The sequence below is a fragment of the Pseudomonas sp. 2 genome (assembly GCF_056627435.1).
The window spans coordinates 277460-293869 of record NZ_JBWXNG010000004.1 but is presented as its reverse complement, the minus strand read 5'-3'; the positions used below and the strand labels follow the sequence as shown (position 1 = coordinate 293869).

17 protein-coding genes and 1 pseudogene are annotated in these 16410 nt (G+C 62.7%); 10 read left to right on the top strand and 8 right to left on the bottom strand.

Going from position 1 to position 16410, the window contains the following annotated elements; all coding sequences use genetic code 11:
• The first annotated feature begins 20 nt into the window (after positions 1 to 20).
• Positions 21 to 701 (top strand): TetR/AcrR family transcriptional regulator, encoded by a 681-nt coding sequence (locus tag AC1MEK_RS09145; protein WP_480395930.1) that lies wholly within the window; start codon positions 21 to 23, stop codon positions 699 to 701.
• A 53-nt stretch (positions 702 to 754) separates the two neighbouring features.
• Here the strand turns inward: AC1MEK_RS09145 and AC1MEK_RS09140 are convergent, their stop codons facing one another.
• Positions 755 to 1630: an MBL fold metallo-hydrolase gene (locus AC1MEK_RS09140; protein WP_480395929.1), complete on the bottom strand. Its 876-nt coding sequence runs from the start codon at positions 1628 to 1630 to the stop codon at positions 755 to 757.
• Positions 1631 to 1745: 115 nt separating this feature from the next.
• On the opposite strand from AC1MEK_RS09140, the gene AC1MEK_RS09135 reads away from it, so the two are divergent.
• Together AC1MEK_RS09135 and AC1MEK_RS09130 are read left to right on the top strand one after the other, a co-directional pair.
• Positions 1746 to 2675 (top strand): LysR family transcriptional regulator, encoded by a 930-nt coding sequence (locus AC1MEK_RS09135; RefSeq protein ID WP_480396068.1) that lies wholly within the window; start codon positions 1746 to 1748, stop codon positions 2673 to 2675.
• A gap of 75 nt (positions 2676 to 2750) precedes the next feature.
• The gene (locus AC1MEK_RS09130) at positions 2751 to 3608 is read left to right on the top strand and encodes a sulfurtransferase (protein ID WP_480395928.1); all 858 of its coding nucleotides are present in this window, start codon (positions 2751 to 2753) and stop codon (positions 3606 to 3608) included.
• Positions 3609 to 3758: 150 nt separating this feature from the next.
• Here AC1MEK_RS09130 and AC1MEK_RS09125 read toward each other — a convergent pair whose 3' ends face one another.
• From AC1MEK_RS09125 to AC1MEK_RS09100, 6 genes and pseudogenes are all read right to left on the bottom strand, one after another.
• On the bottom strand, positions 3759 to 4082 hold the full coding sequence (locus AC1MEK_RS09125; protein ID WP_480395927.1) for an AzlD domain-containing protein: 324 nt from the start codon (positions 4080 to 4082) through the stop codon (positions 3759 to 3761).
• Entirely contained in the window at positions 4079 to 4801 is a 723-nt protein-coding gene (locus tag AC1MEK_RS09120) for an AzlC family ABC transporter permease (RefSeq protein ID WP_480395926.1), read from the bottom strand. Before AC1MEK_RS09120 ends, AC1MEK_RS09125 begins: the two co-directional genes overlap by 4 nt.
• Positions 4802 to 4895: 94 nt before the next feature.
• Positions 4896 to 5903 (bottom strand): hydrolase, encoded by a 1008-nt coding sequence (locus AC1MEK_RS09115; RefSeq protein WP_480395925.1) that lies wholly within the window; start codon positions 5901 to 5903, stop codon positions 4896 to 4898.
• Complete coding sequence (gene rsmD, locus AC1MEK_RS09110) at positions 5887 to 6507, bottom strand: 16S rRNA (guanine(966)-N(2))-methyltransferase RsmD (protein ID WP_480395924.1); 621 nt, start codon at positions 6505 to 6507, stop codon at positions 5887 to 5889. The genes AC1MEK_RS09115 and rsmD overlap by 17 nt, the downstream gene beginning before the upstream one ends.
• Positions 6507 to 7883, bottom strand: a pseudogene (locus tag AC1MEK_RS09105) (M16 family metallopeptidase); the annotation flags it as partial. The pseudogene AC1MEK_RS09105 and the gene rsmD, both read right to left, overlap by 1 nt.
• 128 nt (positions 7884 to 8011) lie before the next feature.
• Complete coding sequence (locus AC1MEK_RS09100) at positions 8012 to 9364, bottom strand: M16 family metallopeptidase (RefSeq protein ID WP_480395923.1); 1353 nt, start codon at positions 9362 to 9364, stop codon at positions 8012 to 8014.
• 258 nt (positions 9365 to 9622) lie between these two features.
• Between AC1MEK_RS09100 and ftsY the strand changes: the two genes are divergently transcribed.
• The 4 genes from ftsY (at position 9623) to rpoH (ending at position 13749) form a co-directional block, all read left to right on the top strand.
• Positions 9623 to 11068, top strand: coding sequence for a signal recognition particle-docking protein FtsY (gene ftsY, locus AC1MEK_RS09095; RefSeq protein ID WP_480395922.1), 1446 nt, complete (start codon positions 9623 to 9625; stop codon positions 11066 to 11068).
• Positions 11065 to 11736 (top strand): cell division ATP-binding protein FtsE, encoded by a 672-nt coding sequence (ftsE, locus tag AC1MEK_RS09090; RefSeq protein ID WP_480395921.1) that lies wholly within the window; start codon positions 11065 to 11067, stop codon positions 11734 to 11736. The genes ftsY and ftsE overlap by 4 nt, the downstream gene beginning before the upstream one ends.
• Positions 11733 to 12758 carry a permease-like cell division protein FtsX gene (gene ftsX, locus AC1MEK_RS09085; RefSeq protein WP_480395920.1) on the top strand — a complete coding sequence of 342 codons (1026 nt, stop codon included), beginning with the start codon at positions 11733 to 11735 and terminating at the stop codon, positions 12756 to 12758. The genes ftsE and ftsX overlap by 4 nt, the downstream gene beginning before the upstream one ends.
• Before the next feature lie 136 nt (positions 12759 to 12894).
• A complete protein-coding gene (rpoH, locus tag AC1MEK_RS09080; protein WP_480395919.1) occupies positions 12895 to 13749 on the top strand; it encodes an RNA polymerase sigma factor RpoH in 855 nt (284 codons plus the stop codon).
• Positions 13750 to 13933: 184 nt separating this feature from the next.
• Here the strand turns inward: rpoH and mtgA are convergent, their stop codons facing one another.
• Complete coding sequence (gene mtgA, locus AC1MEK_RS09075) at positions 13934 to 14644, bottom strand: monofunctional biosynthetic peptidoglycan transglycosylase (RefSeq protein WP_480395918.1); 711 nt, start codon at positions 14642 to 14644, stop codon at positions 13934 to 13936.
• Between the two features lie 80 nt (positions 14645 to 14724).
• Here mtgA and AC1MEK_RS09070 point away from each other — a divergent pair, with 80 nt between their 5' ends.
• The 3 genes from AC1MEK_RS09070 to AC1MEK_RS09060 all read left to right on the top strand — a co-directional run bounded on the left by AC1MEK_RS09070 (position 14725) and on the right by AC1MEK_RS09060 (position 16398).
• Positions 14725 to 15108 (top strand): DUF423 domain-containing protein, encoded by a 384-nt coding sequence (locus tag AC1MEK_RS09070; RefSeq protein WP_480395917.1) that lies wholly within the window; start codon positions 14725 to 14727, stop codon positions 15106 to 15108.
• Positions 15109 to 15340: 232 nt separating this feature from the next.
• The gene (gene thiS / locus AC1MEK_RS09065; protein ID WP_296186335.1) at positions 15341 to 15541 is read left to right on the top strand and encodes a sulfur carrier protein ThiS; all 201 of its coding nucleotides are present in this window, start codon (positions 15341 to 15343) and stop codon (positions 15539 to 15541) included.
• Between the two features lie 62 nt (positions 15542 to 15603).
• Positions 15604 to 16398 (top strand): thiazole synthase, encoded by a 795-nt coding sequence (locus tag AC1MEK_RS09060; RefSeq protein ID WP_480395916.1) that lies wholly within the window; start codon positions 15604 to 15606, stop codon positions 16396 to 16398.
• Positions 16399 to 16410 lie beyond the last annotated feature (12 nt).

Here is a 16410-nt window from a genome sequence, read left to right as displayed (position 1 = left end):
ATTCAGCCTCTGAGTCGAGCATGGCGCCGCGCATCAAGACCCTTCGCATCAACACCCGAGACCGTATCGTGCAGACGAGTCTTGCGCTGTTCAATCAGCAGGGTGAGCGCAGTGTCAGCACCAATCACATCGCGGCCCACATGGAAATTTCGCCAGGCAACCTGTACTACCACTTCCCCAACAAGCAGGCGATCATCGCCGAGCTGTTCAGCGAGTACGAAGCGCTGGTGGACAGTTTCCTGCACCTGCCCGAAGGGCGTCTGCCTGGGGTTGAAGACAAGCGTCATTACCTCCTGGCGATCCTCGACGGCATGTGGCGCTACCGCTTCCTGCACCGCGATCTCGAGCACCTGCTCGATGCCGACCCTGAGCTTGCGGCGCGCTATCGACGCTTTTCCCAGCATTGTTTGCTCAAGGCCATGGCCATTTACGGCGGCTTCGTCGAGGCCGGCATTCTGCAGATGGACGAAGTGCAGATCGAATCGCTGACCCTCAATGCCTGGATCATCCTGACCTCGTGGGTGCGATTTCTCTGCACGACTCGTGAGAACGCCACGCGGCTGAACGAAGATGCCATCCGCCGGGGTGTCTATCAGGTGCTGATGCTGGAAATGGCCTACGTCACCCCCAAGGCACGGGATGAAGTGCAAGCGCTGTGCGAGCAGTTCTGCGTGCCGCTGGTTGGCATCTACCAGGATTGAACCTCGCTTCAGCGGTCGCTCACCCTTGGGCGAGTCGGCCCCTGCACGGCAGGTCACCACTGCATTTCGCCTTTGGCGACCTTGGCGCTGAGCTCCAGCGATGATTCGTCCCCAAGGCCGGGAAAGGCGCGTTGCATGGCACCGATCAGCTCGCTTGAGTTCTTCGCCTTCGGCGTTTCCTTGAGGAAGGTGCTGATGTAATCCCTGGTGAATTGAGCCGCTTTGACGGACCGGCTGCTTTCACCCAGGTAATGACCGGGAATCACGGTTTGCGGCGCAAGGTCGAGGATGCGTTGCAGCGTCTTGAGCCATTGCTGCTGCGCCTCTTCACCCTGAGTGTCGGCCATCCAGACGTGGATGTTCTCGGCGACTACCACGCCCCCGACCACCGCCTTGATCGACGGAATCCAGACGAAGCTGCGATCGGGTTGCTGGCTGTCCAGCCCGATGACTTCGAGCTTCTGGCCTTCGAGGGGCAGGCTGTTGCCTTGCAGCACGTCCGGTATGACCAGCTTCGAAGGCTTGTCAGCCCCCATTTTCGGCCCCCAGTAAGCCAGTTTGTCGGTCATTGTCTTCTTGATATGGGCAACGGTCGGGGCAGAGGCGACTACGCGAGCATCGGGGAATGCCGTGGTCAGGGTTTCAAGGCCGAAGTAGTAGTCCGGGTCGCCGTGGCTGATGTAGATGGCGGTCAGGTGTTTGCCGGATGCCCGGATCTGCCTGACTACCTGTTCGGCCTGGCTCGCGCCGAATTGGGCATCCACCAGAATGGCGTCCCTCTCACCGCTGACGATGACCGAACTGACTGGAAACAGCGCGTCGTTACCGGGGTTGTAGACCGTCAACTGCAATGGCGCAGGGCTGGCGTAGACGTGGCTGGCGAACATCAGTGCGCCCAGTGCCGAGAGGCAGTATTTGAACAATGACATGCATGAGCTCCGCAGTGATTTGGACCGGATAAGGTCGAACCTGAAGCTTAGTTGCGCCTTGCGGTACAAAAAACGTCGGTATTCAATACGGTTTGTTTCTGAAACCGGGCAAATCATGGATCACCTGAGCGCCATGCGCGTCTTCGTCGCCGTCATCGATCAAGGCAGCCAGTCGGCGGCGGCTGAACACCTGGGAATGTCCCGGCCAGTGGTTTCCCGCTACCTGGCGACACTGGAGGACTGGCTCGGGGCGCGGCTGATGCATCGCACCACTCGCAAGCTGAGCCTCACCGCTGCCGGGCAGGAAGCCTTGGTCCGCTGTCGGACGATGCTGGAGTATTCCGATTCTCTGCGCGCTGCAGTCAGCGAACCTGATGCCATACCGCGGGGCGAGCTGCGCGTGAGCGTGAGCACTTCGTTCGGGCAGGCCCAATTGATCGACGCGATTGCCGATTTTGTCGCCCTGCACCCCGCCGTGTGTATCGACATGGAAGCGCTGGATCGCACCGTGCATCTGGTGGATGAGCGCATCGATCTGGCCATTCGCACCAGCAATGTCGTGGACCCGGGCCTGATCGCCCGACGCCTTTGCGTCTGCCGCTCGGTGGTGTGCGCCTCCGCCGGTTACTTGCGCGAGCATGGCTGGCCTGAGCGGGTCGAATCGCTGAGCGAGCACAACTGCCTGACGCATGCCTACTTCGGGCGCAATCTGTGGCAGTTCGAGGTGGACGGCAGGCAGGTCTCGGTTCCCGTCAAAGGCAGCATCACGTCCAATGATGCCCTGGCCCTGCAACGTGCCGTGTTGATGGGCGCGGGCATTGCGATGTTGCCCACCTACCAGGCCGGCGCGCTCGTTCAGCGGGGCGAGCTGGTTCGTCTGCTGCCGCACGCCAGGCCGCAGGAACTGACCCTGTACGCGGTCTACACATCGCGCAAGCACATGCCGGTTGCGCTGCGAGCATTTCTGGATTTCCTGATCCAGCGATTCGCCACGCAGCCGCAATGGGATCAGTGGCTGGAACCGTCGGCCAGGGGTGGACATTGATTGCGTGCTGCGGACACACTTCCAGACACATTCACGCTGTCGAAATGTCCGTTACTCCACTTGCAGGAGCCAATCATGTCTATTGCGCAACTGATCAGCCCGCAACAACTGGCGGATCGCCAAAACAGGAAATCCGGGCTGGTCATTCTGGATTGCCGTGCCTCCCTCGATGACCTGGACTACGGCCAGCGCAGCTATGCCGAGGGGCATATCGAGGGCTCTTCCTACGCCGACTTGCTCAACGACCTGAGCGGGCCGATCACCAAGGGTGTGACGGGGCGTCATCCATTGCCCAACCCGCAGGCGCTGATCGAGCGGTTGCGGTTCTGGGGCGTCGATAACGACAGCGAAATCGTACTGTATGACGACGGCCCCGGTGCCTATGCGGCTCGTGCCTGGTGGCTGCTGGCCTGGCTGGGCAAGCGCGACGGCGTGTTCATTCTCGATGGCGGCCTGAAGGCCTGGCATGCCACAGGCCTGCCGCTGAGCCTGGACCCGCCAGAGCATCGCGAGGGCAACTTCCGGGGCAAGCCGGACGACGCGCTGGTGCTCAGTGCTGCCGATGTGCGGAAAAAACTCGAAAAGCCGGAAGTAGCCGTGATCGATGCCCGGGCGCCTGCGCGCTTTCGCGGCGAGGTCGAGCCGATCGATCCGGTGGCGGGGCATATTCCGGGCGCCCAGTGCGCGGCCTTCACTGACAATCTGGGTGCGGATGGACGTTTTCTGCCAGCCGATCAGCTCAAGCAGCGTTTCACCGAGATACTGAACGGGCGGCCTGCCGAGAAGCTGGTGGCCTATTGCGGCTCCGGCGTGACGGCGTGCCACAACCTGTTCGCGCTATGCCTGGCGGGTTATCCGTTGGGGCGGTTGTATGCGGGGTCGTGGAGTGAATGGATCACCGATCCGCAGCGCGCGGTCGCGACAGGGGAGTGAACGCGGATCTGTAGGAGCGAATTCATTCGCGAAAATGGGTCAGGCGATAGAGATATGTCGTCTGATCGGCCTTCGCGAATGAATTCGCTCCTACAGAGGGCCGCGTACATCGGGGCAATTGCGATGGGCCCGATCCGTCGCCGTTGGGCTTCAGATCTGCCCCATTGCCCAGCGCAGCAAGAAGAACACCGCCAATCCCCCGGCGATCGTTGCCAATAAATTGCGGGTAAATGCCGCGATCGCGATGGCAATGATGCCGCCCAGCAGATAAGCGTTATCCAGTGACAGCTGCCAGTGCTGGCCATCGGGCATCAGCATGCCGGGCACCACGATTGCGGTCAGCACGGCGGTCGGCACGTAATGCAGGCCCTGGCGCACCACCGGCGGGAAGCGCAGGTTCGGCCAGGCGAACAGGCTGTAGCGCATCAGGAAGGTGATCGCGGTCATGCCCAGAATCAGCCACCAGTAACTCATGAATGCACCTCCTTCGCGGGCGCCACGCCATTGGTCTGTCGGCGTTCGAGGATCACGCCGACGGCGATCCCGCTGAAGGCTGCGGCCATCAACCCCAGTTTGTAGGGCCACGACCAGGTCATCAGCGCAACCACGCCCGCGGCCAGTGCTGCGGCGATTTGCGGCTGGTTGCGCAGCACCGGCACGACGATACCGATGAAGGTCGCCAGCATGGCGAATTCCAGGCCCCAGCCCGCCATGTCCGGCACGGCCTGGCCGAACAGCACGCCGACCAGCGAGCTGCCCACCCAGCAGGCATACAGCGAGCAGGCGACACCGAGCCAGTACCAGTGCGCCAACGGCGATTTGCCGTGCACCAGGTAATAGCGCTGAACCACGGCGAAGGTTTCGTCGGTGAGCCAGAACGCCAGCAGCAGGCGCCAGCGCTGTGGCATGTCCTGGACCTGGGGTTGCAGGGTGGCGCTGTACAGCACGTGGCGCAGGTTGACGATCAGGGTGGTCAGCAGAATCACCACGGCACTGGCGCTGGCGCCCATCAGGCTGATGACGATGAACTGCGCGGAACCGGCGTAGACGAACATCGACATGCCGACCGCCTGCCACAGCGACAGGCCGCCGACCCCGGCCAGGGTTCCGAAAATGATGCCGAACGGCGCGATGCCGAACAGCATGGGCACGCTGTCGCGAAGGCCGCGAACGTAGAGTTGGTTGCGGGACATGGGTTTTCTCCTTATGTCCCGGATGGTAGGCCGGTGCGGGCGGGGGTTGTCTTGAACGATCTTGCAAGATCGTCCGTGGCAACACGGGGGCGATTTACATTACGCCGTGGACGTCCGCCAACCACTGCGGAATCCGCTGTTCCAGGTAGTAGACCGGCGTTCTGATCGAGCCGCCGACAAATCCCACATGCCCGCCTTTGGTCTGCAGATCGAACGCGGTGCTGGCTGACAGTTCGCTGGCATCGGGCAGGCTGTGCTTGAACACGAACGGGTCGTCCAGCGCTTGCACCAGCAAGGTCGGTGTGCGGATGGCGCCGAGGAAGTAGCGGCTCGACGCCCTGCGGTAATAGTCGTGCGCATCGAGGAAGCCATTGAGCGGCGCCGTCACCCGGCCGTCGAATTCCCAGAAGGTGCGAAGGTTTTCCAGCGAGCCCAGCGCGGCCAGTTCGGCCAGTCCCTCGCTCAGCCCTTCATGCTGAAAGCGCCGCTGCTTGTCCTTGATGTAACCGACCATCTCGCGCATGAAATGCCGCTGGTAAACCTTGGAAAAGCCCTGGCCGATGCGGTCGGCGCATTCGTCCAGGCGAAACGGCACCGAGACCGCCGCCGCGCCCTGCAAGTGGCTGTCCACGCCCGACTCACCCAGGTGCTTGAGCAGGATGTTGCCGCCCAGCGAGTAGCCCACCGCGTACAGCGGCGCCAATGGCCGGGCGGTGCGAATGTGGTCGATGACGGCGGCCAGGTCTTCGCTGGCGCCGGAGTGATAGCTGCGTGGCAGCAGGTTCGGCTCGCCCGAGCAGCCGCGCCAGTTCAGCGCGGCGCTGGTCCAGCCGCGTTTGGCCATGGCCTGCTGCAAGCCCACCACATAGGGCGAGTTGGACGAGCCGGTCAGGCCATGCAGGACCAGCACGACGGGCACTTTCGCGTCATGCGGGCCGTGCCAGTCGATGTCGAGAAAGTCGCCGTCTTCCAGCCAGAGACGTTCGCGGCGCCGTTCCAGATGAATGGTCTTGCGCCACAGGGGCCCCCACAGGGTTTGCAGGTGAGGATTGCCGAGACCGAACGCGGGAACGAACGGACGGCTGTCAGTGAGCGGTGCCACTGCGTTCCCACAGCGCGTAGTACACCTGCCCGGCCTTTTTCTCTCGGTGCAGGCGCCAGTTACCCGGCATGCCCAGGGTCGAAGGCGCGGTTTCGCTTTCGGTATAGACCCAGGCGTCATTGGCCAGCCAGTTGCGTTCCTCCAGCAGCGTGCAGGCAGGCGCCAGCAGGTTCTGGTGGAACGGCGGGTCGAGGAACACCACGTCGAACTGCTCGGCAGGCTGGGTTTCCAGATAGCGCAGGGCGTCACCGGTGGACGTCTTGCCCACGGTGCAGCGCAAGGTGCCCAGATGCTCGCGCAGGCTGGAGATCGCCGCCGAGTTTGTGTCCAGCGCCAGGCCCATGCTGGCGCCACGCGACAGCGCTTCGAGGTACAGCGCGCCGCTACCGACGAACGGGTCGAGCACGCGGGCGCCTTCGATGTAAGGCGCCAGCCAGTTGAACAGGGTCTCCCGGACCCGGTCCGGCGTCGGGCGCAAGCCCGGGCCATCAGGGAAAGTCAGACGCCGACTGCGCCATTCACCGCCGATGATCCGCAAGTGGCCAAGGCCTGTGTGTACTTTGGCGCCTTTGTGGATACGCGGCGGTTTGGAAGTCGAGGTCATCAGTGCTCCGGAACGCCAAGTGGTTGCTCGGCGGGTCTGTCAGTTGGGGGTGGCAGCGGCTTCTGCGGGACGGTCGGACCTGCGGTCACGATCACCAGATTGTCCACGTTCAGGTGCTTGTTCATCACGGCCTTGATCTGCTCGACGGTGACGCTCTGGGACTGCGTCATGAAATCTTCGAGGTAATTCAGAGGCAGATTATAGAAGCCGATGGCGCCCAGTTGGCCAACGATGGCCGAATTGCTGGCGGTCGACAGCGGAAAACTGCCCGCCAGTTCGCGCTTGGCGTCGTCGAGTTCTTTCTGGGTCGGGCCGTTGGCGAGGAACTCGCGGGTGACGTCCTTGACCAGCTTGAGGGTGTTTTCGCTCAGTTCGGCGCGGGTCTGCAGGCCGATCATGAACGGGCCCTGGGCCTGCATTGGGGTGAAGCCCGACGACACGCCGTAGGTCAGGCCGCGTTTTTCCCGCACTTCGGTCATCAGGCGGCTGCCGAAACCGCCGCCGCCCAGAATCGAGTTGCCCAGCGACAGCGCCGCGTAATCAGGGTCGGCGCGGTTGATGCCCAGTTCGGCCAGCATCAGGTGAGTCTGCTTGGACGGGAATTCGATGTGGGTTTCGCCCGCTTGCGGCGCGGTCGGCGCAACGGTTTTCGCCAGTGCCGGACCTTTTGGCAACGCTGCCGAGACTTGCGCGGCCACGGCTTCAGCGTCGGCGCGGGACAGGTCGCCCACCAGCGCGATCACCGCGTTGCCGGCAGCGTAGGCCTTGGCGTGGAAGGCCTTTAGCTGCGCCAGGGTGATCGGCGTGATGCTCTTGGCCGTGCCCATGCTCGGATGCGCGTACGGGTGCTCGCCGTACAGACGCTTGAACAGCTCATCGCCCGCCAGTTTGCCGGGGTTCTGCTTCTGGTATTCGAAGCTGGCCAGCAGCTGGTTCTTGATGCGCGCCAGTGAGTCGGCCGGGAAGGTCGGCTTGCCCACGACTTCCGAGAACAGCTTCAGGGCCGGTTCGCGCTTGTCGGGCGCGCTCAGGCTGCGCAACGAGGCAATGGCCATGTCGCGATAGGAACCGTTGCCGAAGTCGGCGCCCAGACCTTCGAACCCTTCGGCGATGGCGCCGACGTTCTTGCCTTTGACGCCCTCGTTGAGCATGGCGTTGGTGATCAGCGCGATGCCTGGGGTGGCGCCGTCCTGGCTGCTGCCGGCGGCGAACAGCAGGCGCATGTCGAACATCGGCAGCTCGTGGGCTTCGACGAACAGCACGCGAGCGCCCTCGGCGGTGTTCCAGGACTGGATGTTCAGCGTACGCCGTGCGGGCGCCTTGCCGTCCAGCTCCTTGAGGCTTTCCAGTTTCGAGGCGGCCTTGTCGATGGCCTTGGGCGCGTCAGCAGGCGCAGTACCGGACGTTTCTGCAAAGCTCTGCGCGCTGCCGAACAGTCCGAGGCTCACCGCCAGCAGCAGTGCCTGCGTCCGTTTCGGCGCACGACGTGTCTCAATGCGCTGGGTCATTGGGCTTTCTCCTCTGGCAGAACGTGCGCGACGGTCAGGCGTTCGCGGGTGAAGTAAGTGCGTGCGGCTTTCTGGATGTCTTCCGGGGTGACGCTTTGCAGGTCGTTCAGCTCCCGGTCGATCAGCCGCCAGGACAGACCGACGGTTTCCAGCTCGCCGATGGTGCTCGCCTGGCTGGTGATCGAATCACGCTCGTAAACCAGCCCGGCAATGACCTGGGCGCGAACCCGTTCGAGTTCCTCCTTGGTCGGCGGCTTGGTTTTCAGCTCGTCGAGCAGGCGCCAGATACCGGCTTCGGTGTCGGCCAGGGTTTTCTTCTTCTGCTGGTTGGGCGTCGCGCTGATGGTGAACAGGCTGTCGCCACGGGTATAGGCGTCGTAATTGGAGGACGCGCCGGTGACCAGTTCTTCGCCGCGTTCGAGGCGCGTCGGGATGCGCGCACTGTAGCCGCCGTCGAGCAGGGCCGAGATGAGGCGCAGGGCGTTGACCGACTGCGGATCGGTCGCGGTGGTCAGGCTCGGCACGTTGAAGCCGTACATCAGGCTCGGCATCTGCGTCGCCACATGCACGGTGATCTGGCGCAGGCCCGGTTCGGCCAGTTCCAGCGGCTTCTTGGTCGGGGGAATGTCGCGGCGCGGGATCGGGCCGAAGAAACGCTCGGCCAGGGCCTTCACTTCGTCGGGTTTTACGTCGCCAACCACCACCAGCGTGGCGTTGTTCGGCACGTACCAGGATTCGTACCAGTGGCGCAGCTCTTCGACGGTCATCCGATCGAGGTCGGCCATCCAGCCGATGGTCGGCGTGTGGTAGCCGCTGGCCGGGTAGGCGATGGCCTTGAAGCGCTCGTAAGCCTTGGCGTTGGGCTTGTCATCGGTGCGCAGGCGGCGCTCTTCCTTGATGACTTCGATTTCTCTGGCGAATTCCTCCGGCGGCAGGCGCAGGCTGGCCATGCGGTCGGCTTCCAGCTCGAAGGCCACACCCAGTCGGTCGCGGGCCAGCACCTGGTAGTAGGCGGTGTAGTCGTCACTGGTGAAGGCGTTCTCTTCGGCGCCCAGATCCCGCAGGATCAACGAGGCTTCGCCCGGGCCGGTCTTGGAGCTGCCCTTGAACATCATGTGTTCCAGCGCATGGGACAGGCCGGTCTGGCCCGGCGTCTCGTAACTGGAGCCGACCTTGTACCAGACTTGCGAAACCACGACCGGGGCGCGGTGGTCTTCACGCACGACGACCTTCAGGCCGTTGTCCAGCGTGAACTCGGAGGTAGGTTGCGGATCGGCGGCGATGGCAGCGAGGGGCAAGCACAATGTGCCGAGCAGAAGGCCTGCGGCACGGCGGGCGAGAGCATTCATTCGTAATTTGAACCTTCGAGACGGCCTGCGTGAACTTAGCGTCGGCGGGCGCGGGGGTGTTAGGATAGCGACCAGTTTGCTCGGCGACCATGGCTTTGACGTAGGACACTTCGTCTTATGCTGGAAGGCGATGCTTAAATGGCGTGAACGGCAGTGTGCTTGCTGAACAAGCGAGCGCTATTACAGTCTGTTTCGCATTGAAAGAATTTTTCAGAGGCGCCGCTCTGGCGCGTCGCTACCTTGAGATAGCCGTCCTCCATGTTTGGTTCCAACGACGACAAGAAGACCCCAGCCCCGGCTGGCGAGAAGAAAGGCCTGTTCGGATGGCTGCGCAAGAAGCCGCAGGAAACCGTCGCCGAGCAGCCCAAAGACGTACCCGCTGCAGCGCCCGAGCCTGTTGTCGAACCGACGCCGGTGGTTGCCGAGCCATGGCTCAAGCTGCCGGTGGCCGAAGAGCCGGTTGCGCTGACCGATCCGAGTGAGCCCCATGTCACGCCAGACATCCCGGCCCACACCGAATCTCACGTGCCTGACTCGCCCGTGGTTACCGAGGCTGCTCCCGTTGCGGCACCTGCTGCCGTGGTGCCAGTGGTAGAGCCGGTCCCTGTCACGACACCCGACAAGCTCGCGGGCGACGATCTGCCAGCCTTGGCGCAACCCGCTCCTGCGGCCGCTGCTGCCCCTGCTGCTGTAGTGCCGCCGGTCGTGGCGGCGGCAGTTGTACCTCCAGTCGAAACGCCAGTTGCGCCGGCCGTCGAAGCCCCTGCCAAACAACCCGGTTTCTTCGCCCGTCTCAAGCAAGGCCTGTCCAAGACCAGCGCCAGCCTGGGCGAAGGCATGGCCAGCCTGTTCCTGGGCAAGAAGGCCATCGACGATGACATGCTCGACGAGCTGGAAACCCGTCTTCTGACCGCTGACGTCGGTGTCGAGGCCACTTCGCTGATCGTGCGCAACCTGACGCAGAAAGTTGCGCGTAAACAGCTGACCGACAGCGATGCGCTGTACAAGTCCCTGCAAACCGAGCTGACCGAAATGCTCAAGCCGGTCGAGGCGCCGCTGGTGATCGACCAGCAGCACAAGCCGTTCGTGATTCTGGTGGTGGGCGTCAACGGCGCCGGCAAGACCACGACCATCGGCAAGCTGGCCAAAAAGCTTCAGCTCGAAGGCAAGAAAGTCATGCTGGCCGCAGGCGACACCTTCCGTGCCGCAGCGGTCGAGCAGTTGCAAGTCTGGGGCGAGCGCAACAAGATCCCGGTGATTGCCCAGCACACCGGCGCCGATTCGGCTTCGGTGATCTTCGACGCCGTGCAGGCCGCCAAGGCCCGTGGCATCGACGTGTTGATCGCGGACACCGCCGGGCGCTTGCACACCAAAGACAACCTGATGGAAGAGCTGAAAAAGGTTCGTCGCGTCATCGGCAAGCTCGATGAGCAGGCGCCTCACGAGGTGCTGCTGGTGCTCGACGCCGGTACTGGCCAGAACGCCATCAACCAGGCCAAGCAATTCAACCAGACCGTGAACCTGACCGGCCTTGCCCTGACCAAGCTCGACGGCACCGCCAAGGGCGGGGTGATCTTCGCTCTGGCCAAGCAGTTCGGGCTGCCAATTCGCTACATCGGCGTCGGTGAAGGCATCGACGATTTGCGGACTTTCGAGGCCGAACCCTTCGTTCAGGCCCTATTCGCCGAGCGGGAGCGCACATGATTCGTTTCGAACAGGTCGGTAAACGCTATCCGAACGGACACGTCGGCTTGCATGAGCTGAGCTTTCGAGTACGTCGCGGCGAGTTTCTGTTTGTAACCGGCCACTCCGGTGCCGGTAAAAGTACGCTCTTGCGCCTGTTGCTGGCGATGGAACGTCCGACCTCCGGCAAACTGCTGCTGGCGGGGCAGGACCTGGGCCAGATCAGCAACGCGCAGATCCCTTTCCTGCGCCGGCAGATCGGCGTGGTGTTCCAGAACCACCAGTTGCTGTTCGATCGCACGGTGTTCAACAACGTCGCCCTGCCGCTGCAGATCCTCGGCCTGTCCAAAGGCGAAGTGACCAAACGCGTGGACTCGGCGCTGGAGCGCGTGGCCCTGTCCGACAAGGCCGAGCTGTATCCTGGCGACTTGTCCACAGGCCAGCAGCAGCGCGTCGGCATCGCTCGCGCCATCGTTCACCGCCCGGCCCTGCTGCTGGCGGACGAACCGACCGGTAACCTCGACCCACGGCTGGCGGCGGAAATCATGGGTGTATTCGAAGACATCAACCGGCTGGGCACCAGCGTGCTGATCGCCAGCCACGACCTGGCGCTGATCGCGCGCATGCGTCATCGCATGTTGACGCTGCAGCGCGGCCGACTGATCGGTGACGGGGAGGCCACGGCATGAGCGCCACTCGCAGCCCTAAGGTTTCGGAGCGCGTGGCGCCCAAGGCCGCCGACCCGGCTCCACAGAAGAAAAAGAAACACGATGACGACGACGGCCCGGGTTTCGGCCAGCTCTTTCACGCCTGGATCGAGGCCCACCGGTCGAGCCTGATCGACAGCCTGCGCCGTCTGGGCAAGCAGCCAATTGGCAGCTTTTTTACCTGCATGGTGATGGCAGTGGCCTTGAGCCTGCCCATGGGGCTGTCGCTGCTGTTGAGCAACGTCGAGCGCCTGGGTGGTTCCTGGCAGCGTGCGGCGCAGATCTCCCTTTATTTGCAACTGGATGCTTCGGCAACTGAAGGCCAGGGGCTGGTGGCGCAGATCAAGGAAATGCCTGGCGTCGCCGAAGCGGAGTACATCAGCCGCGATCAGGCGCTGAACGAGTTCCAGCAGCAGTCCGGTCTGGGCGAAGCCCTGAAGGAGTTGCCGGAGAACCCGCTGCCGGGCGTCGTGCTGGTCACCCCGCAGGAAGTTGACAAGGCCGCGCTGGAAGCATTACGTACACGTCTGGCTGAACTGCCGAAGGTTCAGCAGGCCCAGCTGGATCTGGTCTGGGTCGAGCGTCTGGCGGCGATCCTCAAGCTGGGCGACCGGTTTGTGTTCGGTCTGACGGTACTGCTGGTGGGTGCCTTGCTGCTGGTCATCGGTAACACCATCCGTCTGCACATCGAGAACCGGCGCACGGAAATCGAGGTCATCAAGCTGGTGGGCGGTACTGACAGCTATGTGCGCAGGCCCTTCCTTTATATGGGCGCGATCTACGGCCTGGGCGCGGGTATCTTCGCCTGGGGCGTGCTGGCCTTCGGCCTGGACTGGCTCAACGACGCGGTCATCAAACTGGCCGGGCTGTATGGCAGCGACTTTGCGCTGGCCGGTGTGCCGGCTGCCGACGGTCTGTCGCTCTTGCTTGGGGCGGTGTTGTTGGGGTATATCGGTGCGTGGATTGCGGTTGCGCGCCACCTGAGGGAACTGGCCCCTCGTTAATGTTCAGGTAATCGTCAGGGTTTTTAGTATATTTTGTTTCATCTATTGACTTTTCAGCTAAGGGAACTTGTCTCGCGGTTCCCGGTCAATTTCGCAGTGCTGAACTGCACGAGTCATGTGTAGGAGGTTTTTTCGTATGACCAATTCTTTGCAACCTGCTTATGCGCTGGTTCCGGGTGCGAACCTGGAAGCCTATGTGCACACGGTGAACAGCATTCCGCTGCTGACGCCCGAGCAGGAGCGTGAACTGGCCGAAAGTCTCTATTACGAGCAGAATTTAGAGTCGGCCCGTCAGATGGTGCTCGCCCATCTGCGTTTTGTCGTGCATATCGCACGCAGTTATTCGGGTTACGGCCTGGCTCAGGCTGACCTGATCCAGGAAGGTAACGTCGGCCTGATGAAGGCCGTGAAGCGCTTCAACCCTGAAATGGGCGTGCGTCTGGTGTCTTTTGCCGTGCACTGGATCAAGGCGGAAATTCACGAGTTCATCCTGCGCAACTGGCGCATCGTGAAAGTCGCGACCACCAAGGCCCAGCGCAAGCTGTTCTTCAACCTGCGCAGCCAGAAGAAACGCTTGGCCTGGCTGAACAACGACGAAGTGCATCGCGTCGCCGAAAGCCTGGGTGTTGAGCCGCGCGAAGTGCGTGAAATGGAAAGCCGTCTGACCGGCCAGGACATGGCGTTCGACCCGGCAGCGGAAGCTGACGACGACAGCGCCTTCCAGTCGCCGGCCAACTATCTGGAGGACCATCGCTACGATCCGGCCCGCCAACTGGAAGACGCTGACTGGAGCGACAGCTCTACGGCCAATCTGCACGAAGCGCTGAACGTGCTCGACGAGCGCAGCCGGGACATTCTCTACCAGCGCTGGCTGGCAGAGGAAAAGGCCACGCTGCACGACCTGGCCGAGAAGTACAACGTCTCCGCCGAGCGTATTCGTCAGCTCGAAAAGAGCGCGATGAACAAGCTCAAGCTGTCGATCGCCGCGTAAGCGACACGCCGAAATGCAAAACGCCCCGATAACCTCGGGGCGTTTTTGTTTGTGCGTTCTTCCACCTTGTGGGAGCCGGCTTGCTGGCGAATGCGTCAGGTCAGACGCCAACGGGCTGAATGACCCACCGCATTCGCCAGCAAGCCGGCTCCCACAGGGTTATGCATCGTCCAGGCGCGAGGGTTTACCACTCGCGCCGATGATTGATCCCCACCAGATACTCATCCCCACCCAACTGGCGCATCTGCTGGCGGATCCACCCGGCGCGGCGCGAGACGTAGCTGGTGGGATGGCTGGCGCTCCATTCCCGCGGGTTGGGCAGTACGGCGGCCAGATAGCTGGCCTGCTGCATCGAGAGCTGGCTGGCGTTGATGTGGAAGTGGTGCTGCGCCGCGGCCTGGGCGCCGAACACGCCGTCGTCCCATTCCACGCTGTTGACGTAAACCTCGAGGATCCGCTGCTTGGACCAGAGCACCTCGATCAGTCCGGTGAACCAGGCCTCAAGGCCCTTGCGCAGGTAGCTGCGACCGGACCACAAGAACAGGTTCTTCGACACCTGCTGGCTCAGGGTACTGGCGCCGCGAATGGAGCCGCCCAGTTCGTTGTGGGCCAGGGCGGCGCGAATGGCGTCGATGTCGAAACCCCAGTGCTCGGCGAACTTCTGGTCTTCGCCGGCGATGACCGCGACTTTCAGGTCGTCGGAGATTTTCTCCCAGGGCTCCCAGTCACGCTGCAGGTCAATGGGCTGGCCGTCGAACCATGATTCGATCTTGCGCTCTACCATCAAGGCAGTGAACGGAGGAGGGACCCAGCGGAAAATCAGAACCAGCACGACACTGGCCGCTGCGAACCACAGCAGGCCTTTGACGACGCGACGAAGAAGAAATTGCAGCATATGAGATGGCTTGGCCGAACCCGTTGAGCGGGCCATTATACAGACCACGGGCCATTGAACGACTTTGCAGGGAGCTGCACATGTTACGAACCTTTCTGATGTTGGCTGCATTTTTCGGCTTCACCGGCGTAGGTCTGGGTGCCTTCGCCGCTCATGGCCTGAAAAACCGCCTGACGCCGGAGTATCTGGCGATCTTCCACACCGGCGTGCTGTACCAGTTGATTCATGCGCTGGCGATCTTTGGCGTGGCGATCCTGGCCACGCAGATTCAGGGACGGTTGATCAGCTATGCGGGGATCGCCTTCACCCTGGGCATCATTCTGTTCTCGGGCAGCCTGTATGTGCTGACCCTGACCGGGTTCAGCAAGCTGGGCATCATCACGCCGATTGGCGGGCTGTGCTTTCTCATCGGCTGGTTCATTCTGGGCTGGACCGCTTGGCGGTTGGGGCTCGACACGCTTTAACCGTAGCAGCACGCCACCTCCCCCGTAGCAGCCGGGCTTGCCCGCGGGAGGATCTTGAGGGCGATGGTGATCTGACGGGCGCACCCGCCGGCAAGCCGTGCTGCTACGGGTATACAATGCGTCTGGCATCATGCATCCAATCTGCGTGAGACGAATGGCATGACTATGCCTTGGTCGCACCGGCCGATCGGGCTAGAATGCTCGCCCCCCAAAAATGATGGCTGCCTTTCGCATGCGCATTCAGTTGAACGGTGAATCCTATGAACTGCCCGACGGCGAGACCGTTGCGGCATTGCTGACCCGTCTGGACCTGGCCGGGCGTCGAATCGCGGTCGAGCTGAATCTGGATATCGTCCCACGCAGCCAGCACGCCTCCACGGCGTTGAATGAGGGCGATCAGGTCGAAGTGGTGCACGCCATCGGTGGCGGCTGATCCGCCCCGCGCAACCTGATCCGCAAGACCTGCAAGCACCTCAACCGTAAAGAGGATTTTCGATGAGCAATGTTCGTAGCGACAAGCCGTTTACCGTGGCCGGTCGTACCTTCCAGTCGCGCCTGCTGGTGGGTACCGGCAAGTACAAGGATATGGAAGAAACCCGCCAGGCCATTGAGGCCTCGGGTGCGGAAATCGTCACCTTCGCCGTGCGCCGGACCAACCTGGGCCAGAACCCGGGCGAGCCGAACCTGCTCGACGTGCTGTCGCCGGAACGCTACACCTTCCTGCCGAACACTGCCGGTTGCTACGACGCCATCGAAGCCGTGCGCACCTGCCGTCTGGCCCGCGAGCTGCTCGACGGGCACAACCTGGTCAAGCTGGAAGTGCTGGCTGACCAGAAGACCCTGTTCCCCAACGTGATCGAAACCCTCAAGGCCGCCGAAACGCTGGTCAAGGACGGCTTCGACGTGATGGTGTACACCAGTGATGACCCGATCGTCGCGCGCCAGCTGGCCGAAATCGGCTGCTGCGCGATCATGCCGCTGGCAGGGCTGATCGGTTCGGGCCTGGGGATCTGCAACCCGTACAACCTGCAGATCATCCTCGAAGAATCGAATGTCCCGGTGCTGGTCGACGCCGGTGTCGGTACTGCGTCGGACGCCACCATCGCCATGGAACTGGGCTGCGAAGCGGTGCTGATGAACTCGGCCATCGCCCATGCGCAGCAGCCGGTGCTGATGGCCGAAGCCATGAAACACGCCATCCTGGCAGGCCGCATGGCTTACCTGGCCGGTCGTATGCCGAAGAAACTCTATGCCAGCGCGTCCTCGCCGCTGGATGGTCTGATCAAGTAAGAGCCTGTTGAT

Coding starts and splice junctions, on each gene's coding strand:
- AC1MEK_RS09140 (WP_480395929.1), bottom strand. CDS start 1,630: ATGTCATTGTTCAAATACTGCCTCTCGGCACTGGGCGCACTGATGTTC.
- rpoH (WP_480395919.1), top strand. CDS start 12,895: ATGACCAATTCTTTGCAACCTGCTTATGCGCTGGTTCCGGGTGCGAAC.
- AC1MEK_RS09060 (WP_480395916.1), top strand. CDS start 15,604: ATGAGCAATGTTCGTAGCGACAAGCCGTTTACCGTGGCCGGTCGTACC.
- ftsY (WP_480395922.1), top strand. CDS start 9,623: ATGTTTGGTTCCAACGACGACAAGAAGACCCCAGCCCCGGCTGGCGAG.
- mtgA (WP_480395918.1), bottom strand. CDS start 14,644: ATGCTGCAATTTCTTCTTCGTCGCGTCGTCAAAGGCCTGCTGTGGTTC.
- AC1MEK_RS09100 (WP_480395923.1), bottom strand. CDS start 9,364: ATGAATGCTCTCGCCCGCCGTGCCGCAGGCCTTCTGCTCGGCACATTG.
- ftsX (WP_480395920.1), top strand. CDS start 11,733: ATGAGCGCCACTCGCAGCCCTAAGGTTTCGGAGCGCGTGGCGCCCAAG.
- AC1MEK_RS09130 (WP_480395928.1), top strand. CDS start 2,751: ATGTCTATTGCGCAACTGATCAGCCCGCAACAACTGGCGGATCGCCAA.
- rsmD (WP_480395924.1), bottom strand. CDS start 6,507: ATGACCTCGACTTCCAAACCGCCGCGTATCCACAAAGGCGCCAAAGTA.
- AC1MEK_RS09135 (WP_480396068.1), top strand. CDS start 1,746: ATGGATCACCTGAGCGCCATGCGCGTCTTCGTCGCCGTCATCGATCAA.
- thiS (WP_296186335.1), top strand. CDS start 15,341: ATGCGCATTCAGTTGAACGGTGAATCCTATGAACTGCCCGACGGCGAG.
- ftsE (WP_480395921.1), top strand. CDS start 11,065: ATGATTCGTTTCGAACAGGTCGGTAAACGCTATCCGAACGGACACGTC.
- AC1MEK_RS09120 (WP_480395926.1), bottom strand. CDS start 4,801: ATGTCCCGCAACCAACTCTACGTTCGCGGCCTTCGCGACAGCGTGCCC.
- AC1MEK_RS09125 (WP_480395927.1), bottom strand. CDS start 4,082: ATGAGTTACTGGTGGCTGATTCTGGGCATGACCGCGATCACCTTCCTG.
- AC1MEK_RS09070 (WP_480395917.1), top strand. CDS start 14,725: ATGTTACGAACCTTTCTGATGTTGGCTGCATTTTTCGGCTTCACCGGC.
- AC1MEK_RS09145 (WP_480395930.1), top strand. CDS start 21: ATGGCGCCGCGCATCAAGACCCTTCGCATCAACACCCGAGACCGTATC.